Genomic DNA, 17,333 nt, shown 5'->3' on the forward strand with positions numbered 1-17,333 from the left:
CGCGGAGTGTTCGTGCCCAGATTAGCCTTGCCGCGGCGGTCAACGCGATTGAGCCGATGCGGCGCCCGGTGCCGCGTTGCGCTCGTTGTCATGGGCATGCTTGTGCTCCAGGCCTGTTCGGTGGAGCTGTATTCCAACCTAAACCAGCAGCAGGCCAACGAGATCGTGGCCACGCTGATGCGTCGCGGGATTCCGGCTCAGCGCGAAGCCGGCAAGGACGGCAAAATGACGGTTTCCGTGCAGAAGGGCCGTTTCGCCGAAGCCATGGCGATTCTCGACGAAAGCGGCTTGCCCAAGCAGGAATTCCAGACGCTCGGCGAGGTGTTCAAGAGAGATGGGCTTGTGTCCTCGCCGGTGGAAGAGCGGGCGACGATGATCTATGGCCTGAGCCAGGAGCTTTCGCAGACGATCTCGGACATCGACGGCGTGCTTTCCGCGCGCGTTCATCTCGTCCTGCCCGAAAACGATCCGCTGAGACAACAGCTGGTGCCGTCGTCCGCCTCCGTCTTCATCCGGCATCGCGCATCCGTTCCGATGAATGAGCTGATCCCGCAGGTCAAGATGCTGGTGTCCAAGGGTATCGCCGGGCTGACCTATGACAACGTCTCCGTCACGCTCATTCCGGTCGCCGCGACAGCCCCCGAGCAGGAAAACGGCGAGGCAGGGTTCACAACCTTCCTTGGCCTCTGGCTGCATCCGGACAGCGTCGCCGCCGCGATGTGGCTGTTTTACGGGATGGCGGCGGCCATCCTCGCTCTGGCTGCCCGGCTAGCCTACGTTCAGTGGTATCGGCGGCCCGATGTCTATGCGCTCGACTCTTCCGCATTGCCTGTGAAGAAGACATGACCCAGACCGGCTCGGAGCAGACTGCCAGCCCGCAATGGCGGGCATTCATGTCCAACCCCGCATCCTATGCGGACCCGGCCCGGCTGGCGGAATGCTTTGACGGCACGATCAGCGAGGCTGCCTGCGAGCGCATGCTGCGCTCACAGCGCCTGCATGGGCGATTGTCGAAATTTCTGCTGGAGCGCTATCGGCTCTCTTTTGCAGTCGATGAACCGGCCGACGAGGTGGATCGGGCGATCGCCTTGTCGTCGAGCGAGGAGTTGGAAGAGCTCGCGCTTCGCTCGGGCGCGATCTACTGGGCCGGTAGCCTGGCTGCTGTCATCGACGGACGCGAGGCCGATGCGTTGCAGGCAGCACTTGGCGCCGATCTCTGCACGTTCGCGGTCGCCAACCGCGATCTGGCCGGTCCAATGCAACCGTTGGAGCCACTGGAAGACATGCGTTCCCGTGTCTATGCCGACGGCCTGAGTTGCCTTGGTGCGTGGTGTCAGGCGATGCCTGGCGAGACCAGCATGCGGGTTCGCCTCAAGCTGATGCCGCACGAGCTTGTCGACCAGACGGCGGAGCCGTTTGCCGAAGCCGGTCCGGCGATTGTCCGAAGAGCCGTGGGTTAGCGTGATGGTCGAACCGGGCACAGCGACCACTGACACGCCAAGGCGCCCTCATGCCCGCATCCTGCGCGCCGCGGAGGCGCGCGCCTGGCAGGATGGACACGCCTTTCTCGACGAGGCGAGGCGTGATGCCCAGCAGTTGCGTGACGCCGCCCGGCGAGCCTACGCGGCCGAGTATGCGCAGGGCTATGAAGACGGCAAGGCGCAAGGCGATGCGGATGCCACGCGGCTGGTAAGCGAAACAGCAGTCAAGGTGGATCGCTATCTTGGTGGGCTGGAAGCCGAAGTCATCAGCCTTGCCCTCGATGTCGTCAGGCGAATGCTGGGAGAATTCGACGTCGGCACGCTTGTCGCCAAGGCCGCAAGGGAGGCCGTGAGCGAAATTCGCCGCGCCAAATATCTGAAGGTCCGAGTTCATCCCGCTTCCGTCGACAGGGTTCGCGATGAGCTGGACGCGGTCTTGCGCGAGAGCGATCTGGGCATGACGGTCGAGATCGACGCGGACGATGCGCTGGCGGCCGGAGCCTGCATCGTTTCGACGGACTTTGCCGTCGTCGATGCAAGCGTCGACGCGCAGCTCAATGCCATAGCGGCCGCGATTTCGGCAAAGGCCAAGATCCCATGACCGCGCCCGTTGCTGACATCGAAAGCCGTCTGGCGTCAATCGTTCCGAACCTGCGTTCCGGCCTGCGCGACGATGCCAGCCGGCCGAGGAGAGGGCGTGTGCGGCGGGTCACCGGCACGGTCATCCACGCGACCGTGGAGGAGGTCCGGATCGGCGAGATATGCGAACTGGTCGACCCCAGGACCGGCAGGACGACCAAGGCGGAAGTCGTCGGCCTCATGGATGAGATGGCGATCCTAGTTCCGCTTGGCGATCTGACCGGTCTTTCAAGCCTGACCGAGGTCGTTGCGACCGGAAAGGACCAGCAGGTGCCCGTCGGTCCTGGCCTTCTGGGTCGCGTGATCAGCGCGCTCGGCGAGCCATTGGATGGCAAACCGCTTTCGCCGGATGGCATTGCCGGCAGCTATCCGGTCAATGCCTATCCGCCCTCTCCGCTCGAGCGCAGTTTGATCTCCGAGCCGATCCAGCTCGGAATACGCGCCCTCGATGGGTTGCTCACCTGTGCGCGCGGGCAGCGTGTCGGCATCTTCGGCGAACCCGGCGTCGGCAAGTCGATCCTGCTCTCCGACATCGTCAGCGGCACCGATGCCGATGTTGCCGTGATCGCCCTTGTCGGCGAGCGCGGGCGCGAGGTGCGCGAATTCCTCGAGCATCAGCTTGGATCGGAAGGGCGGGAGCGGGCAATCGTCGTCGTCGCGACCTCCGACCGACCTGCCATCGAGCGCGTCAAGGCCGCCTATGTGGCGACCAGCATTGCCGAATATTTTCGCGACCAGGGCAAGCACGTGCTGCTTGCGATGGACAACATAACGCGGTTTGCCCGTGCGCAGCGCGAGATCGGCCTGGCCTCGGGCGAGCCGCCGACGCGTCGCGGTTTTCCGTCTTCGCTGTTCGCGGTCTTGCCGCGTCTGCTCGAGCGCTCTGGCCCTGGCCGCGTCGGTTCCATCACCAGTCTCTACAGCGTTCTTCTGGAAGGCGACGGCACGCTGGATCCGGTCGCCGAGGAAATCCAGGCGCTTCTCGACGGCCACGTCTTCCTGTCGAACGACCTTGCGCAGCGCAACCATTTCCCTGCCATCGACGTCTTGCGCAGCCGGAGCCGCCTGATGGATGCCGTCGTGCCGCCGGCACATCGGGCTGACGCCAGCCGTCTGCGCGAGTTGCTTGCGCGCTACGCCGATATCGAACTTCTCCTGCGCGTCGGCGAGTATGAAAAAGGCAGCGATGCCGTGGCGGATGAGGCAGTGGCGAAGATCGACGCCATCAACGCCTTCCTGCGTCAGGCGTCAGCCACACGCGAGAGCATCGAGAAGACACGCCAGCGCATGCGGGAGATCGTCAATGAAGGAGCGTGACATGATCGCTCGGCTGCGCGACCTCAGGCATCGCCGTGAGGAGCGCGCAAAGGAAGAAGTGATCAGAAGGCACGCCGCCGCGCACCGGGCCGCAAGGGAGGGGCAGGAGGCGGCCGCTGCGGTCACCGAGCACCTGCAGCGCATGGTCGACGCCGAAGATGCAGCCTTCGGTTCGCTGGTCGGACAGCCGGTAAAGGCGGCCAGCCTCCATCGGCTTCAGGGACGGTTCGAAATCGCCGCCAGAAAAACCGAGCAGTTGCGGGAAAGCGAGAAGATGGCCGGTGTCGCCGAGCAGCGGCGGAAGGTGGAGTTGTCGGCAGCCCGCAAGGATCATCGCGCGAGCATGAAGGCTGTGGCGAAGCTGGACGGGCTGCTGGAGAATCTGACCAAACGCACCGCGCGGCGTCGCCTGGCGCTTGCCGAGCTTTCCGAGGAAGAGGAGCGCGGCCCACCGCGCTTGCCCGCAGAACGATAGCCCAATCCGTGACCGTGAATATAGATGTGATGCCTCAAGCCTTCGCGTCGGCAAAAACGAAAGCGCGGCTAAAACCAGCGAAACGCGCGGCCACGCGGTCGCGCGCTGGCGAGCGGCTGACGTTGGAATCCGTAGCGTCCGGGGACGTTGCGGCATTGAACGCCTTCTACCGCCGCCGTGCTCCCGCCGAGATCACGATTGCTGGGAAGACGATGGCGATCGCGGCCGTCTGGCCGGCGCCGAACCCTGGGGACCAGCTTCTGTGCACGATTGCGTTCACGGTCGGTGACAGTGCGGGCAAATTGCGCCTGCCGCTTTCCGTTGTCGAACGGGGTCTCGCCAAGGTGGACGAACTGGTCGACATGAAACGACTGGCGCCCGCTCACGCCGCACTGCTGTTGGAGACCGCGTTCGAAGACGATCTCGAATGGATCGAGGGCAAGCTGGGCGAGAGGATCGCGATCACATCGGTAGCACCAGGAGATACCGTTCCGGGCGAACCCCCATTCGCTTTTGTCCTGACCGGCAAGGATGAAACGATAGGCTGCGTCTTGAACACGAATGTCGCCCGTCTGGCGGTGCGGATCGGCCACCTCCTCGACGAGATCGGCAAGGCGGGGCCGCCGATCCCGGCTGAATTTCCGCTGCCGGTCTGCCTCCGGCGTGGCGCGCTCACGATCACCCTTGGCGACCTTCGAAGCCTGCAGGCTGACGATGTGGTGCTTTTCCACGATGCGCAAGAAGAACGCATGGCGGCACTCATCATTGCCGAGCGCCTTTATGCGCCGGTGGCATTGACTGAAGGCGGGCCGCAATTGCTTGCCGCGCCGACTGCAATCGCTGGATCGAATTGGGAGTGGACCATGAACCAGAACACGCCGCCGCCGGCCGGCCAGACTTTGGAAGAGTCGACCCTGGACGAGTTGCCGGTCGCGCTCGCCTTCGAGATCGGCCGCACGGCAATGCCTCTGGGCGAAGTAAGGCAGCTTGCGCCCGGCGCTATCGTTGCGCTCGCCGAGGTGAAAGAGGCGACTGTCGACATCATCGCCAACGGCAAGCGTGTCGGCCACGGCGAGGTCGTACGGATCGGGGAAAGCCTGGGCGTGCGGATCGTCCGCATGTTCGACAATGCTTGAGAATTCACCCAACCTGCTTGGCATTCTCATCGCCGTCGGCGTCGTCGGGTTGCTGCCGCTGGCGGTCGTCACGATGACCGGCTTCCTGAAGATTTCGGTCGTGCTGTTTCTCATCCGCAACGCGCTCGGCGTCCAGCAGATGCCGCCCAATCTGGTGCTCTACGGCATAGCGCTCGTGCTCACGGTCTATGTCACCACGCCGTTGCTGAGCGAGATGTCCGGCCGGCTTCAGGAAGGGCAGGTCCAGTTCCAGACCACGGACGACCTCGCCAGGGCGGCGCAACTGGTCAGGGAACCATTGCAGCGACACCTCATGAAATTCACCCAGCCGCAGGAGCGGCAATTCTTTCTCGATGGAACGACCCGTCTGTGGCCGGAACAGGCGCGCCAGAGTCTGAAGGACGACGATCTGTCGATCCTTGTTCCCGCCTTTGTCGCCTCCGAGCTTACCCGTGCCTTCGAGATCGGCTTCCTGCTTTATCTTCCTTTCCTCATCATCGACATCGTTGTCGCCAACGTCCTGATGACGCTCGGCATGATCATGGTGTCGCCGGTTCTCATTTCGATCCCATTGAAACTGTTCCTTTTCGTTGCCATCGACGGCTGGTCGCGGCTGATGCATGGCCTCATCCTGAGTTACGGCTGACGCTGCTGGGGGTTTTGCATGAGCAATGACTTCATCCTGGCGAAGGTCCAAAGCGCGCTTCTGACGGTGCTGTTCGCGTCCAGCCCGGCGATTATCGCGGCGCTGGCCGTCGGCATCCTCGTCGGCCTTGCCCAGGCGCTGACGCAGATCCAGGATCAGTCGCTGCCGCAAACGATCAAGCTCGTCGTGATCCTGTTGGTCATCATCGTCTTCGGCCCGCTGCTTGGCCAGCAGATCGCCGAGCAGGCCTCGACGGCGCTGGACGAATTCCCCATCGTCACGCGTTGAGGCACGCGGATGCCGGTCGAGCCACTCTTCACGTCGGTCAAAGAGCTTCAGTTCTATCTTCTGGCAGGCGCTTTCGTGCTCGCACGCATGACCGGTTTCATGCTCCTGATGCCGCTCTTTTCGCGCGTGCCGCTATCCGGACTTCTGCGCAACGGCGTGGCGCTGGCGCTGGCGGTTCCGGTCTTTCCGATGATCGTCAACAAACTGACGAGCACCGACATCACGACGACGATGATCGTGCTGTACATGCTCAAGGAGGTCGTGGTCGGGGTAACGCTCGGGCTGGCAATGGGCATACCGTTCTGGGCTGCGGAGGCCGCGGGCGACATACTGGACCTGCAGCGCGGCTCCACGATGGGGACGCTCATCGATCCGATGATGACGCATGAGACGAGTGCCACCGGCACCTTGCTCGCTGTCATCATGGTCACGATCTACCTCGCAGCCGGCGGCCTGCAACTTTCGCTGACCAGCCTCTACGACAGCTACGGACTTTGGCCGATCGACCAACTTCTGCCCGTGTTTAGCAAGGATGCAGCCGAAATCTTCCTCGGTCTGCTGAACCGCATCCTGATGATGGCGCTGACTCTTGTCTTCCCGCTCGTCATCAGCATGCTCTTGTCCGACATCGTGCTGGCTTTCCTGGCCCGCGCCTCGCCGCACCTGAATGTCTTTGCGCTGTCGCTGGTCGTGAAGACGCTGGTCTTCAGCCTCGTTTTTGTCCTCTACGCGGCCTTCCTGCTCTTCTACATGAACCGCGACCTCGGCTTTCTGCACGAGGCAGGTCGCCAGATAGAAGCGATCGGCTGCCGCACATGTCAATGACCAAAAGGTTTATTCGCAAGCGCTAATGATAAAGGTAGTCTCTGTTGGTAGGCCAATAAATACAATTTATCGTTGATGAAAGATTCTGACAATTTGACAAGCGGACGACCCGCCGATGATCTTACGCCCTCCCGACCTGTCTGTAAAAATGCATACTCTCGAAGGCCATGGCTCGCCAGACCACCGCATTGATCTATGACAATTTACGACTGGTCGATGCGGATAAGCTGCGCGGACTGGTTAGAACGGGTGCCTATGAAGGGTACACAGGAGGGCTTGCGCGCGGCAAGCTGCAGGCCAACGTTGTGATCGTGCCCCGCAGGTTTGCCAGCGATTTCCATCAGTTTTGCGTCCGCAACCCTAAACCCTGTCCTTTGGTGGGCGTGAGCCGTGCCGGCAGCCCATTGCTTCCAGCCCTGGGCGATATCGATATCCGAACCGATGCGCCTCAATATAACATCTACTGCTTCGGGGAGGTGATCCGTCGGAAAACCGACATCATCGACCTGTGGCGGGATGATTTTGCCGCTTTCGCGCTCGGCAGCTGGCTTACCGTCGAGGCTGCGCTTGCTGAAAAGGGCGTGAAGCTCCGCCGGATCGGCTACGGCAAAGCCTCCCCCAAATTTCGAACCAGGATCCAGACATCCCACGTCGGACCGTTTGGCGGCGAAATGGTTGTCTCCATGCGCCCGACAAGACGATGCGACGTCGACAAGGTTCGCGCTCTCACCGCACGCTTCCCGCATGCCCACGGCTCTCCCGTCCATGTCGGAGATCCATCGATCATCGGAATAAGAGATCTGATGGCTCCCGACTGGGGCGATGCGGTCGAAATCATGGCAGGGGAGGTCCCGGTATTCTGGGCCAGCAGCCTGACCGCCCAAGACGCTCTTGCCCGCGCCGAACTCGCGATCTCGATCACGGTGTCGCCTGGGCACATGCTGATCACCGACGTGGATGCACGAGCGGATGCGGGCACTTTCAAGGTCTACTAGTGGTGCGAATCTACCGGAACGTACCCGTGCTGTAGCTGCGCGCGTTGCTCTCTCGGGCGTGCGCCCGCTCCGTCCTCACCTCGGCGACCCGTTGACCGCCGAGGGGATGCTTCGGAGTATAGCGGACGATCGCCGGGATGGAGCGGGAGAAGAGAATGGCCCACGAACTGACCTACAAGGCGGAGGCCGCCGCCGAGTACGATCGTGCATTCTCGCACGTCTCCGCCCACTTCGTGCCGTTCGTGCTGCGCGCGGCGAGGCTCGCACCAAGCCAGTCCGTCCTCGATGTCGCCGCCGGCACTGGAATTGCGGCCGAGGCTGCCCTAGCCATCGTCGGACCTGAGGGCTCCATCGTGGCCGCCGACCTCTCGGCCGAGATGGTCGAGAAGGCGCGTCGGCGCCTGAGCAAGGCATCAAACGCCTCCGTGGCGGTCGAGGACGGCCAAGCCCTGTCCTTCCCCGACGCGAGCTTCGACGCGGTGCTGTGTAGCCTCGGGCTGATGTTCTTCCCCGACCCGGTGCGAGGCCTCTCGGAGTTCCGTCGCGTGCTCCGCCCCGGCGGGCGCGCGGCAGTCTCGGTTACCACGGTGCCGGACCGCTCCTATAACGGCCGGATCAACGTCGTTATGGCTCGGTATATGCCAAGCTTGGCCGAGGCCACCGCTCGCACCTTCGCGCTCGGCGATGCGGCACGTCTACAGTTGCACTTCAGTCAGGCTGGCTTCGTGGACATCGAGACCAACATCGAGAAGCACACTTTTGTGCTGCCGTCCTTCGACACCTACTTCGCGCCGTTCGAGCTGGGTGGCGCATCCACCGGCCAGGCACTGGTCGCGCTGCCCGAGGAGGTGCGCCGCGCCGTGCGCGAGGAGATCCGGCGGGACCTCGGCGACACGGGCGGGCCGATCGGAATCGAGGTGGAGGTCATGATCGCCAGCGGTCGGCGCTAGTCTAGTGGAGCGAATCCAATGCCTGGTGTCCGCGCCTGACGGCGGCAATGATCCTGTCCGGATCCTTTGTCCACCGGAAGGGACGCGGGTATGCTTTGGTTTCCGCCACCACCTGGAGTTCGACGATCGAGTGGAACACGCCGCGCTTGGGTTAATTTGGCGAAGAAGCGCTTCAGCCTGCGATTCAGGCGCTGGAGTTTGACGGTATTTCCGACAGTAAGCGCGAATACCCGGCTAACGCCCCCAGACGACGGCATTCTCATGCCGCTTGATGATGTGCTTCAGATTCTCGAAGGCGGTCGTGACGTGGCCCGCGAAGCGCTCTGCCGCGGGCGAGCGTGGCCCGCCCACCCGGCGCAGGATGCCGAGTGAGCGGCTGGGCTGCGGGATTTCATAGGGGAGCACCGTCACCCGGTTCTCCTTGCGTTGCGCGAAGACCACGGAGAATGGCAGCACGGCCAGCGCATCGGTTTCGGCAAGGAAGTTGATCACGCTCATCAGCGAGCCTCCCGAATAGCGAACGTTCAGGTCCGACATGCCGATGCTCATCAGGATCATCTGCAGGTCCGACATCAGCGGGGAGCCGGGCAGGGGGGCCACCCAGGGAAAGCTGGTCAGGTCATGCGCCCTGAGGCGGCGATTGCGCAGCAGTGGATGGTCGGGCCGGCAAGCCACGACGTTGCGTCCAGGCAGGATCTCGGTGAATTCGAAGCCGGGTCCGAGGTCGAGCACGCCGATCGGCACGATCCCGAGGTCGATCTGGTTGCTCTCCAGCGCAGCGACCATCTCGGGCAGGTTCATATAGCTTTGCTGGACGGTGACGTCGGGTTCGAGCTTCTGGAATTCTCCGATCATCCGGCTGATCATCGCATCCATGAAGAAGGGCACGCCGCCGACACGGACAATGCCCTTCGTGCCTTTCATGAAGCCCTGCACCGCATCCGACGCCTTGCGCGAGGCAGTGATGATCGTGCGGCCTTGCGCCGCCAGCTGGAAACCGAGCGGTGTCGCCTGCAGCGGTCGACGGCCCTTGAGGAAGAGCGGCTCGCCCACCCGTGCCTCCAGCATGGCAAGCGATCGGCTGACCGCAGGCTGGGTCAGGCCCAGCATGGCGGCTCCTTCCGACACGCCGCCGGCATCCAGCACCGCGGCGAGTTGCATCAGGTGGCGCTCGTTCAGCTTCATAGCAAAACGCTATACAAGGGGCGCCACATCTCATCAAGCACCGCGTCGGGCCGTGCTATCCCGTTTGGCAAGGGGAAGGGAGGTCCCGGCGGATGGACGGCCAGCACGACGGCCCGCAAGGGGATGAATTCCCCAAGATGATCTCGACGCAGGCCGAGGAATTCTCGCGGCGTCTGGCGGCAATCGGCCAGTCCCGCCTGGCAGCGGCGGCGCAGGCCGCCGTGGATGGTTTGCACGCGCTGATCGTGGAGTTGCGACCCTCTGGCGAGGAATTCCGGCAGGCGATCGATTTTCTGACCGAGGTCGGCCATTACGCCGATGCGCGGCGCCAGGAATGGGTGCTGTTTGCCGATGTCCTTGGTGTGTCCTCGCTGATCGAGGACCAGAACAGCCCGCGCCCCGCCGGGGCGACCCCAAACACCTTGGCCGGACCCTTCTACCGGGCCGACGTGCCGGAGATGCCGCTCGACGGGAACATCTCGCGCGATCACAAGGGCGAGCCGCTTGAGGTAACGGGCCGGATCGTCGCGCTCGACGGCGATGCGATCGGCAATGCGATGGTCGAGATCTGGCAGGCCAATGCCGAGGGTCTCTACGAGAACCAGGAGCCGGACAGGCAGCCGGAATTCAACCTGCGCGGACGCTTCCGCACCGATCAGCAGGGACGCTTCCGCTTCATGACGGTGAAGCCGAAGGGTTACACGCTGCCGTCGGACGGACCGGTCGGTCAGTTGATGTCTGCGCTTGGCCTTGGCCTTGAGCGGCCGGCCCACATCCATTTTCGCGTCTCGGCGGAAGGCTTCGAAACGCTGACGACCCACGTCTTCGACCGGTCGGACCCTGCGATCGGCCGGGATGCCATCTTCGGGGTCAAATCCGAACTCATGGCCGAGTTCCGTGCACTGCCGCCCAATGGAGGAAAGCGGAAGCACGCGCTCGACCTCAACCTCGTGCTCTGCCCGCAGCGGCGGGGCGAAACCGAAACCTCTGGGAGGAGATGACCGATGGCACGAGTCAGCGGCTACCACCACCTGACGCTGTCGACCGACGGCGCTCAGGAAGATTTTGATTTCTATACCAAGGCGCTCGGCCTGCATTCGGTGAAGCGCACCGTATTGTTCGACGGCGTAATCCCTGTCTACCACCTCTATTACGGCTCGCCCGACGGCGATGCCTCGACGATCATCACCACCTTCCCATTCCGCAAGCCGGGCGTCTACGGCCGCCGCGGGACCAACCAGTCGCGCACCATCATGCAGTCGATCCCCAAGGGGGCTGCGGATTTCTGGGTGGACCGGCTGAACGCGCGCGGCATCGAGGCCGTCAAAATCACACGCTTCGGCGCCGACCGTGCGGCTTTCGCACATCCCTGCGGCATCCCGCATGAACTGGTGGAAAGCGACAGCGATCCGCGCGCGCCCATCACCAACGAGGCGCAGGGCATCGGCAAGGCCCACGGCATCAAGGGAATTTACGGCGCCGTGGTGGCGGTGATGGACCGCACCGCCATGGACGATTTCCTGACCATTGCGTTGCCGCTGGAGAAAGAGGCCGACAACCACGAGGGGCTCGTGTTCCGCGTGCCCGACGCGACCGGCGTCGCACAGCGTGTGGAGGTCATTGTCGACCGCGACAACCAGCAGGGCACATGGACGCTGGCGGGCGGCACGATCCACCACCTCGCCCTCAACACGGGCGACGAAGAGAACCAGTTGAAGCTGCGCGCTCATATCGAGGGCCTCGGCTTCACGGACATATCGGAGCAGAAGGACCGCAACTACTTCAAGTCCTGCTATGTCCGCTCGCCCGGAGGCGCGCTGTTCGAACTTGCCTGGACCACGCCGGAAGGCTGGGCCAAGGACGAGCCCCCGGGCCAGATCGGCAAGACGCTGGTCTTTCCGCCGTGGTTCAAGGACCGCGAGGGCGAACTGCAGGCCGGTCTGGAACAGGCGGACTTCGTGTGAGCTCAGGCAGCGGTCCGCTCAGGGTTGGGTCCAGAGGTTCGGAGGCGAAGGCGATCTGCGTCTTCGTTCACGGCCGCGGCCAATCGCCGGAGGAGATGCAGTCCGACGTGCTGGCTCGGCTTTCCGCGCCGGCTGTAGCCTTCGTCCTGCCGCGCGCACCGCTCGGCGCGTGGTGGGAGGCGCGTGCCGTCGACCCGTTGACGCCGGTCGCCCGCGCGCAGCTTTCCGACGCACTCGACCACCTTGCAGCCGCCGTAACCGCGGCTCGCGCGGAGCTGCCTGGACGTCCGTTGCTTCTGGCAGGTTTCTCGCAAGGGGCGTGCCTCTCGATCGAGTATCTCTGTGCGGGCCTTCCACCACCGGACGCATTGGCGGCCTTCACTGGTTGCCGCGTCGGTGTCCCCGAGGATGCACGATCCGAAGCCGTACCGGCCGGTGTGCCGGTCTATCTCTCCGGCAGCGATGCCGATCCCTGGATTCCGGTCTCGGCCTTTGCCGATGCCGCGCAGTCGCTGGGCAGCAGTGGCGCGCGCCTGCGGGCCGATCTGTTCCCCGGCCGGAGCCACGAGGTCTCGAATGCCGAGATCGCGATGCTGGGCACGATCCTGGCGGACCTGTCCGTCGGACGGGGCCCGCGCATGGAGGCGGCGCGATGATGGACAATTTCACCTTTCCGGGTCTGGCGACACGGGTGGTTTTCGGATCGGGCACCATGGCGCGCGCCGGGGAGGAAGTCCGGCGGCTTGGCCATGACAAGGTGCTGGTGCTTTCGACGCCGCATCAGGAGGCCGATGCGCGAAGGCTGGCCGCAAGCCTTGGCGACCTCGCCGCCGGGATCTTTGCCGGCGCTGTCATGCATACGCCCGTCGAGGTGACGGAGAAGGCCGTCGAAGCCTTCCGCGCCAGCGGGGCCTCGGCGGTCGTCAGCCTCGGCGGTGGTTCGACCACTGGGCTCGGCAAGGCCATCGCTGTCCGCACCGGCGCCGATCAGGTGGTCATCCCGACCACCTATGCCGGCTCGGAAATGACCGACATCCTCGGCGAGACGGCGGCCGGCGAAAAGACCACCCGCCGCTCGCCGGATATCCGCCCCGAGACCGTGATCTACGACGTCGACCTGACGTTGAGCCTGCCGGCCGGCCTCACCGTCACCTCGGCGATGAATGCGATCGCCCACGCGATGGAGACCTTCTACGCCCCCGACCGCAATCCTGTGGTCGTGCTGATGTGCAAGGATGCCATGGTTGCCTTCCGCGATGGTATCCCGCGGCTGATCGACGATCCGCAGGACCGCGGAGCGCGGGCGCAGGCGCTCTATGCGGCCTGGTGCTGCTCGACCGCGCTCGGCTACGTCTCGATGGCGCTGCACCACAAGCTGGCGCATGTCTTCGGCGGTTCGTTCGACACGCCGCACGCCGAAACCCATGCAATCCTGCTGCCCTATACCACCGCCTACAACGAAGCCGCGGTCCCCGATCTGCTGCGCCCGATCGCCGAAGCATTCGGTGGTGGCTCGGCGGGCGGCGGGCTCTGGGATTTCGCGCGGTCGGTCGGCTCTCCGCTGAGCCTGAAGGAGATCGGCATCCGGGAAGCCGATCTCGACCGCGCGGCTGTGATCGCACTGAAGAATGCCTATGCGAACCCGAGGCCGATCGACCCGGGATCGATAAGGGAACTCCTCCAGGCGGCGTTCGAGGGGCGCCGTCCGGGGGGCTGAGAAGAGGGAAGAGGGAGGAGAAGCAGATGATTACAAGACGCAGCCTACTGAAAGCCTCGGCGGCGACAGGCCTGACGCTCGCCGGTTCGCGGCTGGCGACGCCGGCCATCGCGCAGGGCGCCAAGATCCGCCTGGGCTATGTTTCGCCGCAGACGGGGCCGCTCGCCGGCTTCGCGGAGAGCGATGCCTACAACATCAAGGCTTTCCTCGCTTCCGAGGCGGGCAAGAACTTCGAAATCATCGTCAAGGACAGCCAGTCGAACCCCAATCGCGCGGCGGAGGTGGCCAAGAGCCTGATCGTCGACGATGAGATCAACCTGATGCTCGTCGGCTCCACGCCCGAAAACACCAATCCGGTGGCCACCACCTGCGAGGCGGAGGGCGTGCCGGTCATCTCGACCATGGCGCCGTGGCAGCCCTGGTTCATCGGCCAGCAGGGCAATCCGGCCGATCCGGCCTCGTGGAAGCCCTTCGAGTTCGCCTATCATTACTTTTGGGGTCTCGAAGACATCATCGCCGTCTACACCGGCATGTGGAAGCAACTTTCCACCAACGGCAAGGTTGGCGGGTTGTTCCCGAACGACGCCGACGGCAATGCCTGGGGCGACCCCAAGAACGGGCTGAGGCCCGGTCTCGATGCCGCCGGCTTCAGCCTTACCGATCCCGGTCGCTATCAGAACCTCACGGATGATTTCACCGCGCAGGTCAACGCCTTCAAGTCGGCCGATGTCGAGATCGCCACCGGTGTGGTCATCCCGCCCGACTTCACCACCTTCTGGAACCAGGCCCGCCAGCAGGGCTTCAAGCCCAAGGCAGTGACGGTGGCCAAGGCGATCCTCTTTCCGCAATCGGTCGAGACGCTGGGCGATGCCGGCAACAACCTCTCGTCCGAGGTCTGGTGGTCGGCCTCGCATCCGTTCAAGTCGTCGGTGACCGGCGAGAGCTCGGCCGAACTCGCGGCGGATTTCACCGCGAAGACCGGGCGTCCCTGGACCCAGCCGATCGGCTTTGTCCATTCGCTGTTCGAGGTGGCGGCCAATGTCATGGGGCGCGTTTCGGATCCGACGAATGCCGAGGCGATCGCGACGGCCATAGCGGCCACCGACATGACGACCGTGGTGGGCAAGGTGGCCTGGAGCGGAGCGGGGCTACCGCCGTTTGCCGCAAAGAACGTCTGCAAGACGCCGCTCGTCGGCGGGCAGTGGCGCAAGAAGGCCGGCAGCGGCTTCGATCTGGTGATCGTTGAAAACGCCGGCGCGCCAGAGATTCCCACCGCAGGCAAGATGGAAGCCCTGGCCTGACGCTCGCGAGGGCGGCGGATGCGCCGCCTTCCTCCAGCGCGCCCCGAGGATGACAGTGATGATACTCAGGTTGGAAAACGTTTCGAAGTCCTTCGGGGCCTTGAAGGTTGCGGATTCCGTGACCTTCACGGTGCCGCGCGGCGAGGCCCTGGGCATCATCGGCCCGAACGGGGCAGGAAAGTCGACGCTCTTCAACCTGATCACCGGCAATCTGCTTGCGAATGAGGGCCGCATCGAATTCCTCGGCCGTGACGTGACCCGTGCTCCGGCGATGGAGCGTGTGCGCATGGGCGTCGGCCGCAGCTTCCAGATCCCGCAGCCCTTCGAGGGATTGACCGTGTTCGAAAACCTCTTGACCGCCGCCGCCTTCGGCCGGGGTGGACGCGAGGCCGAGATGGTCGAGGACTGCGCGCGTATCCTCGAGCAGACCGAGCTTCTCAGGAAGGCCAATGTGGTGGCCGGATCGCTGAGCCTTCTCGATCGCAAGCGCCTGGAGCTCGCCCGCGCCTTGGCGACGGAACCCGAGCTTCTGCTTCTGGACGAGATCGCCGGCGGTCTGACGGAGGGCGAATGCAAGGCCCTGGTCGCGACGATCCGAGCCATCCACGCGAAAGGAACCACGATCATCTGGATCGAGCATGTTCTGCATGCCCTGACGTCGGTGGTCGAACGGCTTCTCGTGCTGGACTTCGGGCGCGTGATCGGGATCGGCGCACCGGACGAGATCATGGCCTCGAAAGAGGTTCGGGAAATCTATCTGGGGCTCGAGGTCTAATGCTGCTCGAAACCCGCGACCTCACCGCGAATTACGGCCAGTTCCGAGCGCTGTTCGGCGTGGATATCACCGTGGCCGCCGGCGAATGCGTGGCGATCATCGGCGCCAACGGCGCCGGAAAATCCACCCTGATGCGCTCGATCGCGGGTGTGATCCGCAACGCGGCCGCCATGGTGATGCATCGGGGCGAACCCATTGGCGCGCTTTCCCCAGCCGAGGTCATGAAGCGCGGCATCGCCATGGTGCCCGAGGGACGCCGGCTCTTTGCCTCGCTGACGGTCGAGGAAAACCTCCTGATCGGCGGGCAGGCGCGCAAGGCGCCGGGGCCGTGGGGCCTCGACGCGGTCTATCACCTCTTCCCGGTTCTTCGCGAGCGGCGCAAGAGCCCCGGCACGGCGCTCTCGGGCGGCCAGCAGCAGATGGTGGCGATCGGCCGGGCGTTGATGTCGAACCCCGAATTGCTGCTCTGCGACGAGATCAGCCTCGGCCTCGCGCCCGTCGTTATCCGCGATATCTACGCCGCGCTTCCCAAGGTTCGCGAAGGGGGCGCCGCGATCGTGGTGGTGGAGCAGGATATCGGCAAGGCGTTGGCGGTGGCCGACCGTGTCTACTGCATGATGGAGGGCCGCGTGACGTTGGTCGCGAAGGCGGCCGAGGTCACGCGCAGGCAAATCCATACGGCCTATTTCGGAGAGGCGGCATGACGATGAGCCCGAAGCTCCATCGTCTGCTTGCGCAGCGCGCCTGTGGCCTGGTCGAGGTGCTGCGCCGATGATCTGGCTGGACACCCTCGTGCAAGGGATTCTGCTGGGCGGGCTCTATGCGCTGTTCGCAGCCGGACTGAGCCTCGTCTTCGGCATCATGCGGTTGGTGAACCTGGCCCATGGCGACCTCATCGTCCTCGCCGCCTATCTGGTGCTGATGGGCGTCACGCTGCTCGGCCTGTCGCCCTGGGTCGCCGCCCTGGTCGCCATGCCGGCGATGTTCGCGCTCGGCTGGCTGCTGCAGGCCGCCGTGCTGAACCGCGTGCTGGGCAAGGACATCCTGCCGCCGCTTCTCGTCACGTTCGGCCTGTCGGTCGCCCTGCAGAATGGGCTGCTCGAGGTCTTTTCCGCCGACAGCCGCCGCATTCCGGCGGGGGCGCTGGAAGGGGCGTCGCTCGATCTCGGGCAGGTCACGGTGGGGGTGATGCCGCTGATGACCTTTGCGTCCGCGATCGCCGCCATCGTCGCCTTGAACGGGCTCTTCTATCACACCGCCCTCGGCCGTGCCTTCCGCGCCACCTCGGACGACGCCGTGACGGCGGGCCTGATGGGGATCGAGCCGAAGCAAGTGTTCGCTGTCGCCACCGGGATTGCGATGGTCGTGGTGACGCTGGCGGCGCTCTATCTCGGCATGCGCGCGAACTTCGATCCCTCGATCGGGCCGGCGCGGCTGATCTACGCTTTCGAGGCGGTGATCATCGGCGGCCTCGGCAGCCTGTGGGGCACACTCGCAGGCGGGATCATCATCGGCGTCGCCCAGACGGCCGGCGCGGCGGTGAATCCGGAGTGGCAGATCCTGGCGGGCCACATCGCCTTCCTCACCGTGATGCTGCTCAAGCCGCGGGGCCTGTTCCCGCGCGCGGTCGATTGAGGGG

20 protein-coding genes and 1 pseudogene are annotated in these 17,333 nt (G+C 64.5%); 19 read left to right on the forward strand and 2 right to left on the reverse strand.

The window, feature by feature from the left end; translation table 11 throughout:
• Positions 1–120 precede the first annotated feature (120 nt).
• From sctJ to ACSQ3Z_RS10790, 11 genes are all read left to right on the forward strand, one after another.
• Positions 121–846, forward strand: coding sequence for a type III secretion system inner membrane ring lipoprotein SctJ (gene sctJ, locus ACSQ3Z_RS10740; RefSeq protein ID WP_436171244.1), 726 nt, complete (start codon positions 121–123; stop codon positions 844–846).
• Entirely contained in the window at positions 843–1,460 is a 618-nt protein-coding gene (locus ACSQ3Z_RS10745; RefSeq protein WP_436171245.1) for a SctK family type III secretion system sorting platform protein, read from the forward strand. The genes sctJ and ACSQ3Z_RS10745 overlap by 4 nt, the downstream gene beginning before the upstream one ends.
• A 4-nt stretch (positions 1,461–1,464) precedes the next feature.
• Positions 1,465–2,082, forward strand: a complete 618-nt coding sequence (gene sctL / locus ACSQ3Z_RS10750) for a type III secretion system stator protein SctL (RefSeq protein WP_436171246.1) — start codon at positions 1,465–1,467, stop codon at positions 2,080–2,082.
• Positions 2,079–3,437 carry a FliI/YscN family ATPase gene (locus ACSQ3Z_RS10755; protein ID WP_436171247.1) on the forward strand — a complete coding sequence of 453 codons (1,359 nt, stop codon included), beginning with the start codon at positions 2,079–2,081 and terminating at the stop codon, positions 3,435–3,437. Before sctL ends, ACSQ3Z_RS10755 begins: the two co-directional genes overlap by 4 nt.
• The gene (locus ACSQ3Z_RS10760; protein WP_436171248.1) at positions 3,424–3,912 is read left to right on the forward strand and encodes a hypothetical protein; all 489 of its coding nucleotides are present in this window, start codon (positions 3,424–3,426) and stop codon (positions 3,910–3,912) included. Before ACSQ3Z_RS10755 ends, ACSQ3Z_RS10760 begins: the two co-directional genes overlap by 14 nt.
• A gap of 155 nt (positions 3,913–4,067) precedes the next feature.
• On the forward strand, positions 4,068–5,048 hold the full coding sequence (gene sctQ, locus ACSQ3Z_RS10765) for a type III secretion system cytoplasmic ring protein SctQ (protein WP_436171249.1): 981 nt from the start codon (positions 4,068–4,070) through the stop codon (positions 5,046–5,048).
• Positions 5,041–5,694 (forward strand): type III secretion system export apparatus subunit SctR, encoded by a 654-nt coding sequence (gene sctR, locus ACSQ3Z_RS10770; protein ID WP_436171250.1) that lies wholly within the window; start codon positions 5,041–5,043, stop codon positions 5,692–5,694. Before sctQ ends, sctR begins: the two co-directional genes overlap by 8 nt.
• Before the next feature lie 18 nt (positions 5,695–5,712).
• A complete protein-coding gene (locus ACSQ3Z_RS10775; RefSeq protein WP_006203901.1) occupies positions 5,713–5,982 on the forward strand; it encodes an EscS/YscS/HrcS family type III secretion system export apparatus protein in 270 nt (89 codons plus the stop codon).
• Positions 5,983–5,991: 9 nt separating this feature from the next.
• Positions 5,992–6,807, forward strand: a complete 816-nt coding sequence (sctT, locus tag ACSQ3Z_RS10780) for a type III secretion system export apparatus subunit SctT (protein ID WP_436171251.1) — start codon at positions 5,992–5,994, stop codon at positions 6,805–6,807.
• Between the two features lie 167 nt (positions 6,808–6,974).
• Entirely contained in the window at positions 6,975–7,802 is an 828-nt protein-coding gene (locus tag ACSQ3Z_RS10785; RefSeq protein WP_436171252.1) for a D-glutamate cyclase family protein, read from the forward strand.
• Positions 7,803–7,957: 155 nt separating this feature from the next.
• On the forward strand, positions 7,958–8,752 hold the full coding sequence (locus ACSQ3Z_RS10790; protein WP_436171253.1) for a methyltransferase domain-containing protein: 795 nt from the start codon (positions 7,958–7,960) through the stop codon (positions 8,750–8,752).
• 1 nt (position 8,753) lies between these two features.
• Here ACSQ3Z_RS10790 and ACSQ3Z_RS10795 read toward each other — a convergent pair.
• A pseudogene (locus ACSQ3Z_RS10795) lies at positions 8,754–8,900 on the reverse strand (IS630 family transposase); the annotation flags it as partial.
• Positions 8,901–8,986: 86 nt separating this feature from the next.
• Entirely contained in the window at positions 8,987–9,937 is a 951-nt protein-coding gene (locus ACSQ3Z_RS10800) for a LysR family transcriptional regulator (RefSeq protein ID WP_436171254.1), read from the reverse strand.
• A gap of 92 nt (positions 9,938–10,029) precedes the next feature.
• On the opposite strand from ACSQ3Z_RS10800, the gene ACSQ3Z_RS10805 reads away from it, so the two are divergent.
• From ACSQ3Z_RS10805 to ACSQ3Z_RS10840, 8 genes are all read left to right on the forward strand, one after another.
• On the forward strand, positions 10,030–10,938 hold the full coding sequence (locus ACSQ3Z_RS10805) for a dioxygenase (protein ID WP_436171255.1): 909 nt from the start codon (positions 10,030–10,032) through the stop codon (positions 10,936–10,938).
• A 3-nt stretch (positions 10,939–10,941) separates the two neighbouring features.
• Complete coding sequence (locus ACSQ3Z_RS10810; protein ID WP_436171256.1) at positions 10,942–11,901, forward strand: VOC family protein; 960 nt, start codon at positions 10,942–10,944, stop codon at positions 11,899–11,901.
• Complete coding sequence (locus ACSQ3Z_RS10815) at positions 11,898–12,557, forward strand: alpha/beta hydrolase (protein WP_436171257.1); 660 nt, start codon at positions 11,898–11,900, stop codon at positions 12,555–12,557. Before ACSQ3Z_RS10810 ends, ACSQ3Z_RS10815 begins: the two co-directional genes overlap by 4 nt.
• Positions 12,554–13,618, forward strand: a complete 1,065-nt coding sequence (locus ACSQ3Z_RS10820; protein WP_436171258.1) for a maleylacetate reductase — start codon at positions 12,554–12,556, stop codon at positions 13,616–13,618. Before ACSQ3Z_RS10815 ends, ACSQ3Z_RS10820 begins: the two co-directional genes overlap by 4 nt.
• Positions 13,619–13,644: 26 nt before the next feature.
• Positions 13,645–14,919, forward strand: coding sequence for an ABC transporter substrate-binding protein (locus tag ACSQ3Z_RS10825; protein ID WP_436171259.1), 1,275 nt, complete (start codon positions 13,645–13,647; stop codon positions 14,917–14,919).
• Positions 14,920–14,977: 58 nt separating this feature from the next.
• A complete protein-coding gene (locus ACSQ3Z_RS10830) occupies positions 14,978–15,694 on the forward strand; it encodes an ABC transporter ATP-binding protein (RefSeq protein WP_436171260.1) in 717 nt (238 codons plus the stop codon).
• Positions 15,694–16,398, forward strand: coding sequence for an ABC transporter ATP-binding protein (locus ACSQ3Z_RS10835; protein WP_436171261.1), 705 nt, complete (start codon positions 15,694–15,696; stop codon positions 16,396–16,398). The genes ACSQ3Z_RS10830 and ACSQ3Z_RS10835 overlap by 1 nt, the downstream gene beginning before the upstream one ends.
• Positions 16,399–16,465: 67 nt before the next feature.
• Positions 16,466–17,329 carry a branched-chain amino acid ABC transporter permease gene (locus tag ACSQ3Z_RS10840; RefSeq protein ID WP_436171262.1) on the forward strand — a complete coding sequence of 288 codons (864 nt, stop codon included), beginning with the start codon at positions 16,466–16,468 and terminating at the stop codon, positions 17,327–17,329.
• Positions 17,330–17,333: the final 4 nt, after the last annotated feature.

It is taken from the genome of Mesorhizobium sp. LjNodule214 (assembly GCF_964252735.1).
Taxonomy (GTDB): domain Bacteria; phylum Pseudomonadota; class Alphaproteobacteria; order Rhizobiales; family Rhizobiaceae; genus Mesorhizobium.

Bases quoted from the DNA above. Each gene is read 5' to 3' on its own strand.
- ACSQ3Z_RS10800 (WP_436171254.1), bottom strand. From the start codon at position 9,937: ATGAAGCTGAACGAGCGCCACCTGATGCAACTCGCCGCGGTGCTGGAT.
- sctR (WP_436171250.1), top strand. From the start codon at position 5,041: ATGCTTGAGAATTCACCCAACCTGCTTGGCATTCTCATCGCCGTCGGC.
- sctL (WP_436171246.1), top strand. From the start codon at position 1,465: ATGGTCGAACCGGGCACAGCGACCACTGACACGCCAAGGCGCCCTCAT.
- ACSQ3Z_RS10755 (WP_436171247.1), top strand. From the start codon at position 2,079: ATGACCGCGCCCGTTGCTGACATCGAAAGCCGTCTGGCGTCAATCGTT.
- ACSQ3Z_RS10835 (WP_436171261.1), top strand. From the start codon at position 15,694: ATGCTGCTCGAAACCCGCGACCTCACCGCGAATTACGGCCAGTTCCGA.
- ACSQ3Z_RS10820 (WP_436171258.1), top strand. From the start codon at position 12,554: ATGATGGACAATTTCACCTTTCCGGGTCTGGCGACACGGGTGGTTTTC.
- ACSQ3Z_RS10785 (WP_436171252.1), top strand. From the start codon at position 6,975: ATGGCTCGCCAGACCACCGCATTGATCTATGACAATTTACGACTGGTC.
- ACSQ3Z_RS10805 (WP_436171255.1), top strand. From the start codon at position 10,030: ATGGACGGCCAGCACGACGGCCCGCAAGGGGATGAATTCCCCAAGATG.
- ACSQ3Z_RS10760 (WP_436171248.1), top strand. From the start codon at position 3,424: ATGAAGGAGCGTGACATGATCGCTCGGCTGCGCGACCTCAGGCATCGC.
- ACSQ3Z_RS10775 (WP_006203901.1), top strand. From the start codon at position 5,713: ATGAGCAATGACTTCATCCTGGCGAAGGTCCAAAGCGCGCTTCTGACG.
- ACSQ3Z_RS10790 (WP_436171253.1), top strand. From the start codon at position 7,958: ATGGCCCACGAACTGACCTACAAGGCGGAGGCCGCCGCCGAGTACGAT.
- ACSQ3Z_RS10840 (WP_436171262.1), top strand. From the start codon at position 16,466: ATGATCTGGCTGGACACCCTCGTGCAAGGGATTCTGCTGGGCGGGCTC.
- ACSQ3Z_RS10830 (WP_436171260.1), top strand. From the start codon at position 14,978: ATGATACTCAGGTTGGAAAACGTTTCGAAGTCCTTCGGGGCCTTGAAG.
- ACSQ3Z_RS10825 (WP_436171259.1), top strand. From the start codon at position 13,645: ATGATTACAAGACGCAGCCTACTGAAAGCCTCGGCGGCGACAGGCCTG.
- sctT (WP_436171251.1), top strand. From the start codon at position 5,992: ATGCCGGTCGAGCCACTCTTCACGTCGGTCAAAGAGCTTCAGTTCTAT.
- ACSQ3Z_RS10745 (WP_436171245.1), top strand. From the start codon at position 843: ATGACCCAGACCGGCTCGGAGCAGACTGCCAGCCCGCAATGGCGGGCA.
- ACSQ3Z_RS10810 (WP_436171256.1), top strand. From the start codon at position 10,942: ATGGCACGAGTCAGCGGCTACCACCACCTGACGCTGTCGACCGACGGC.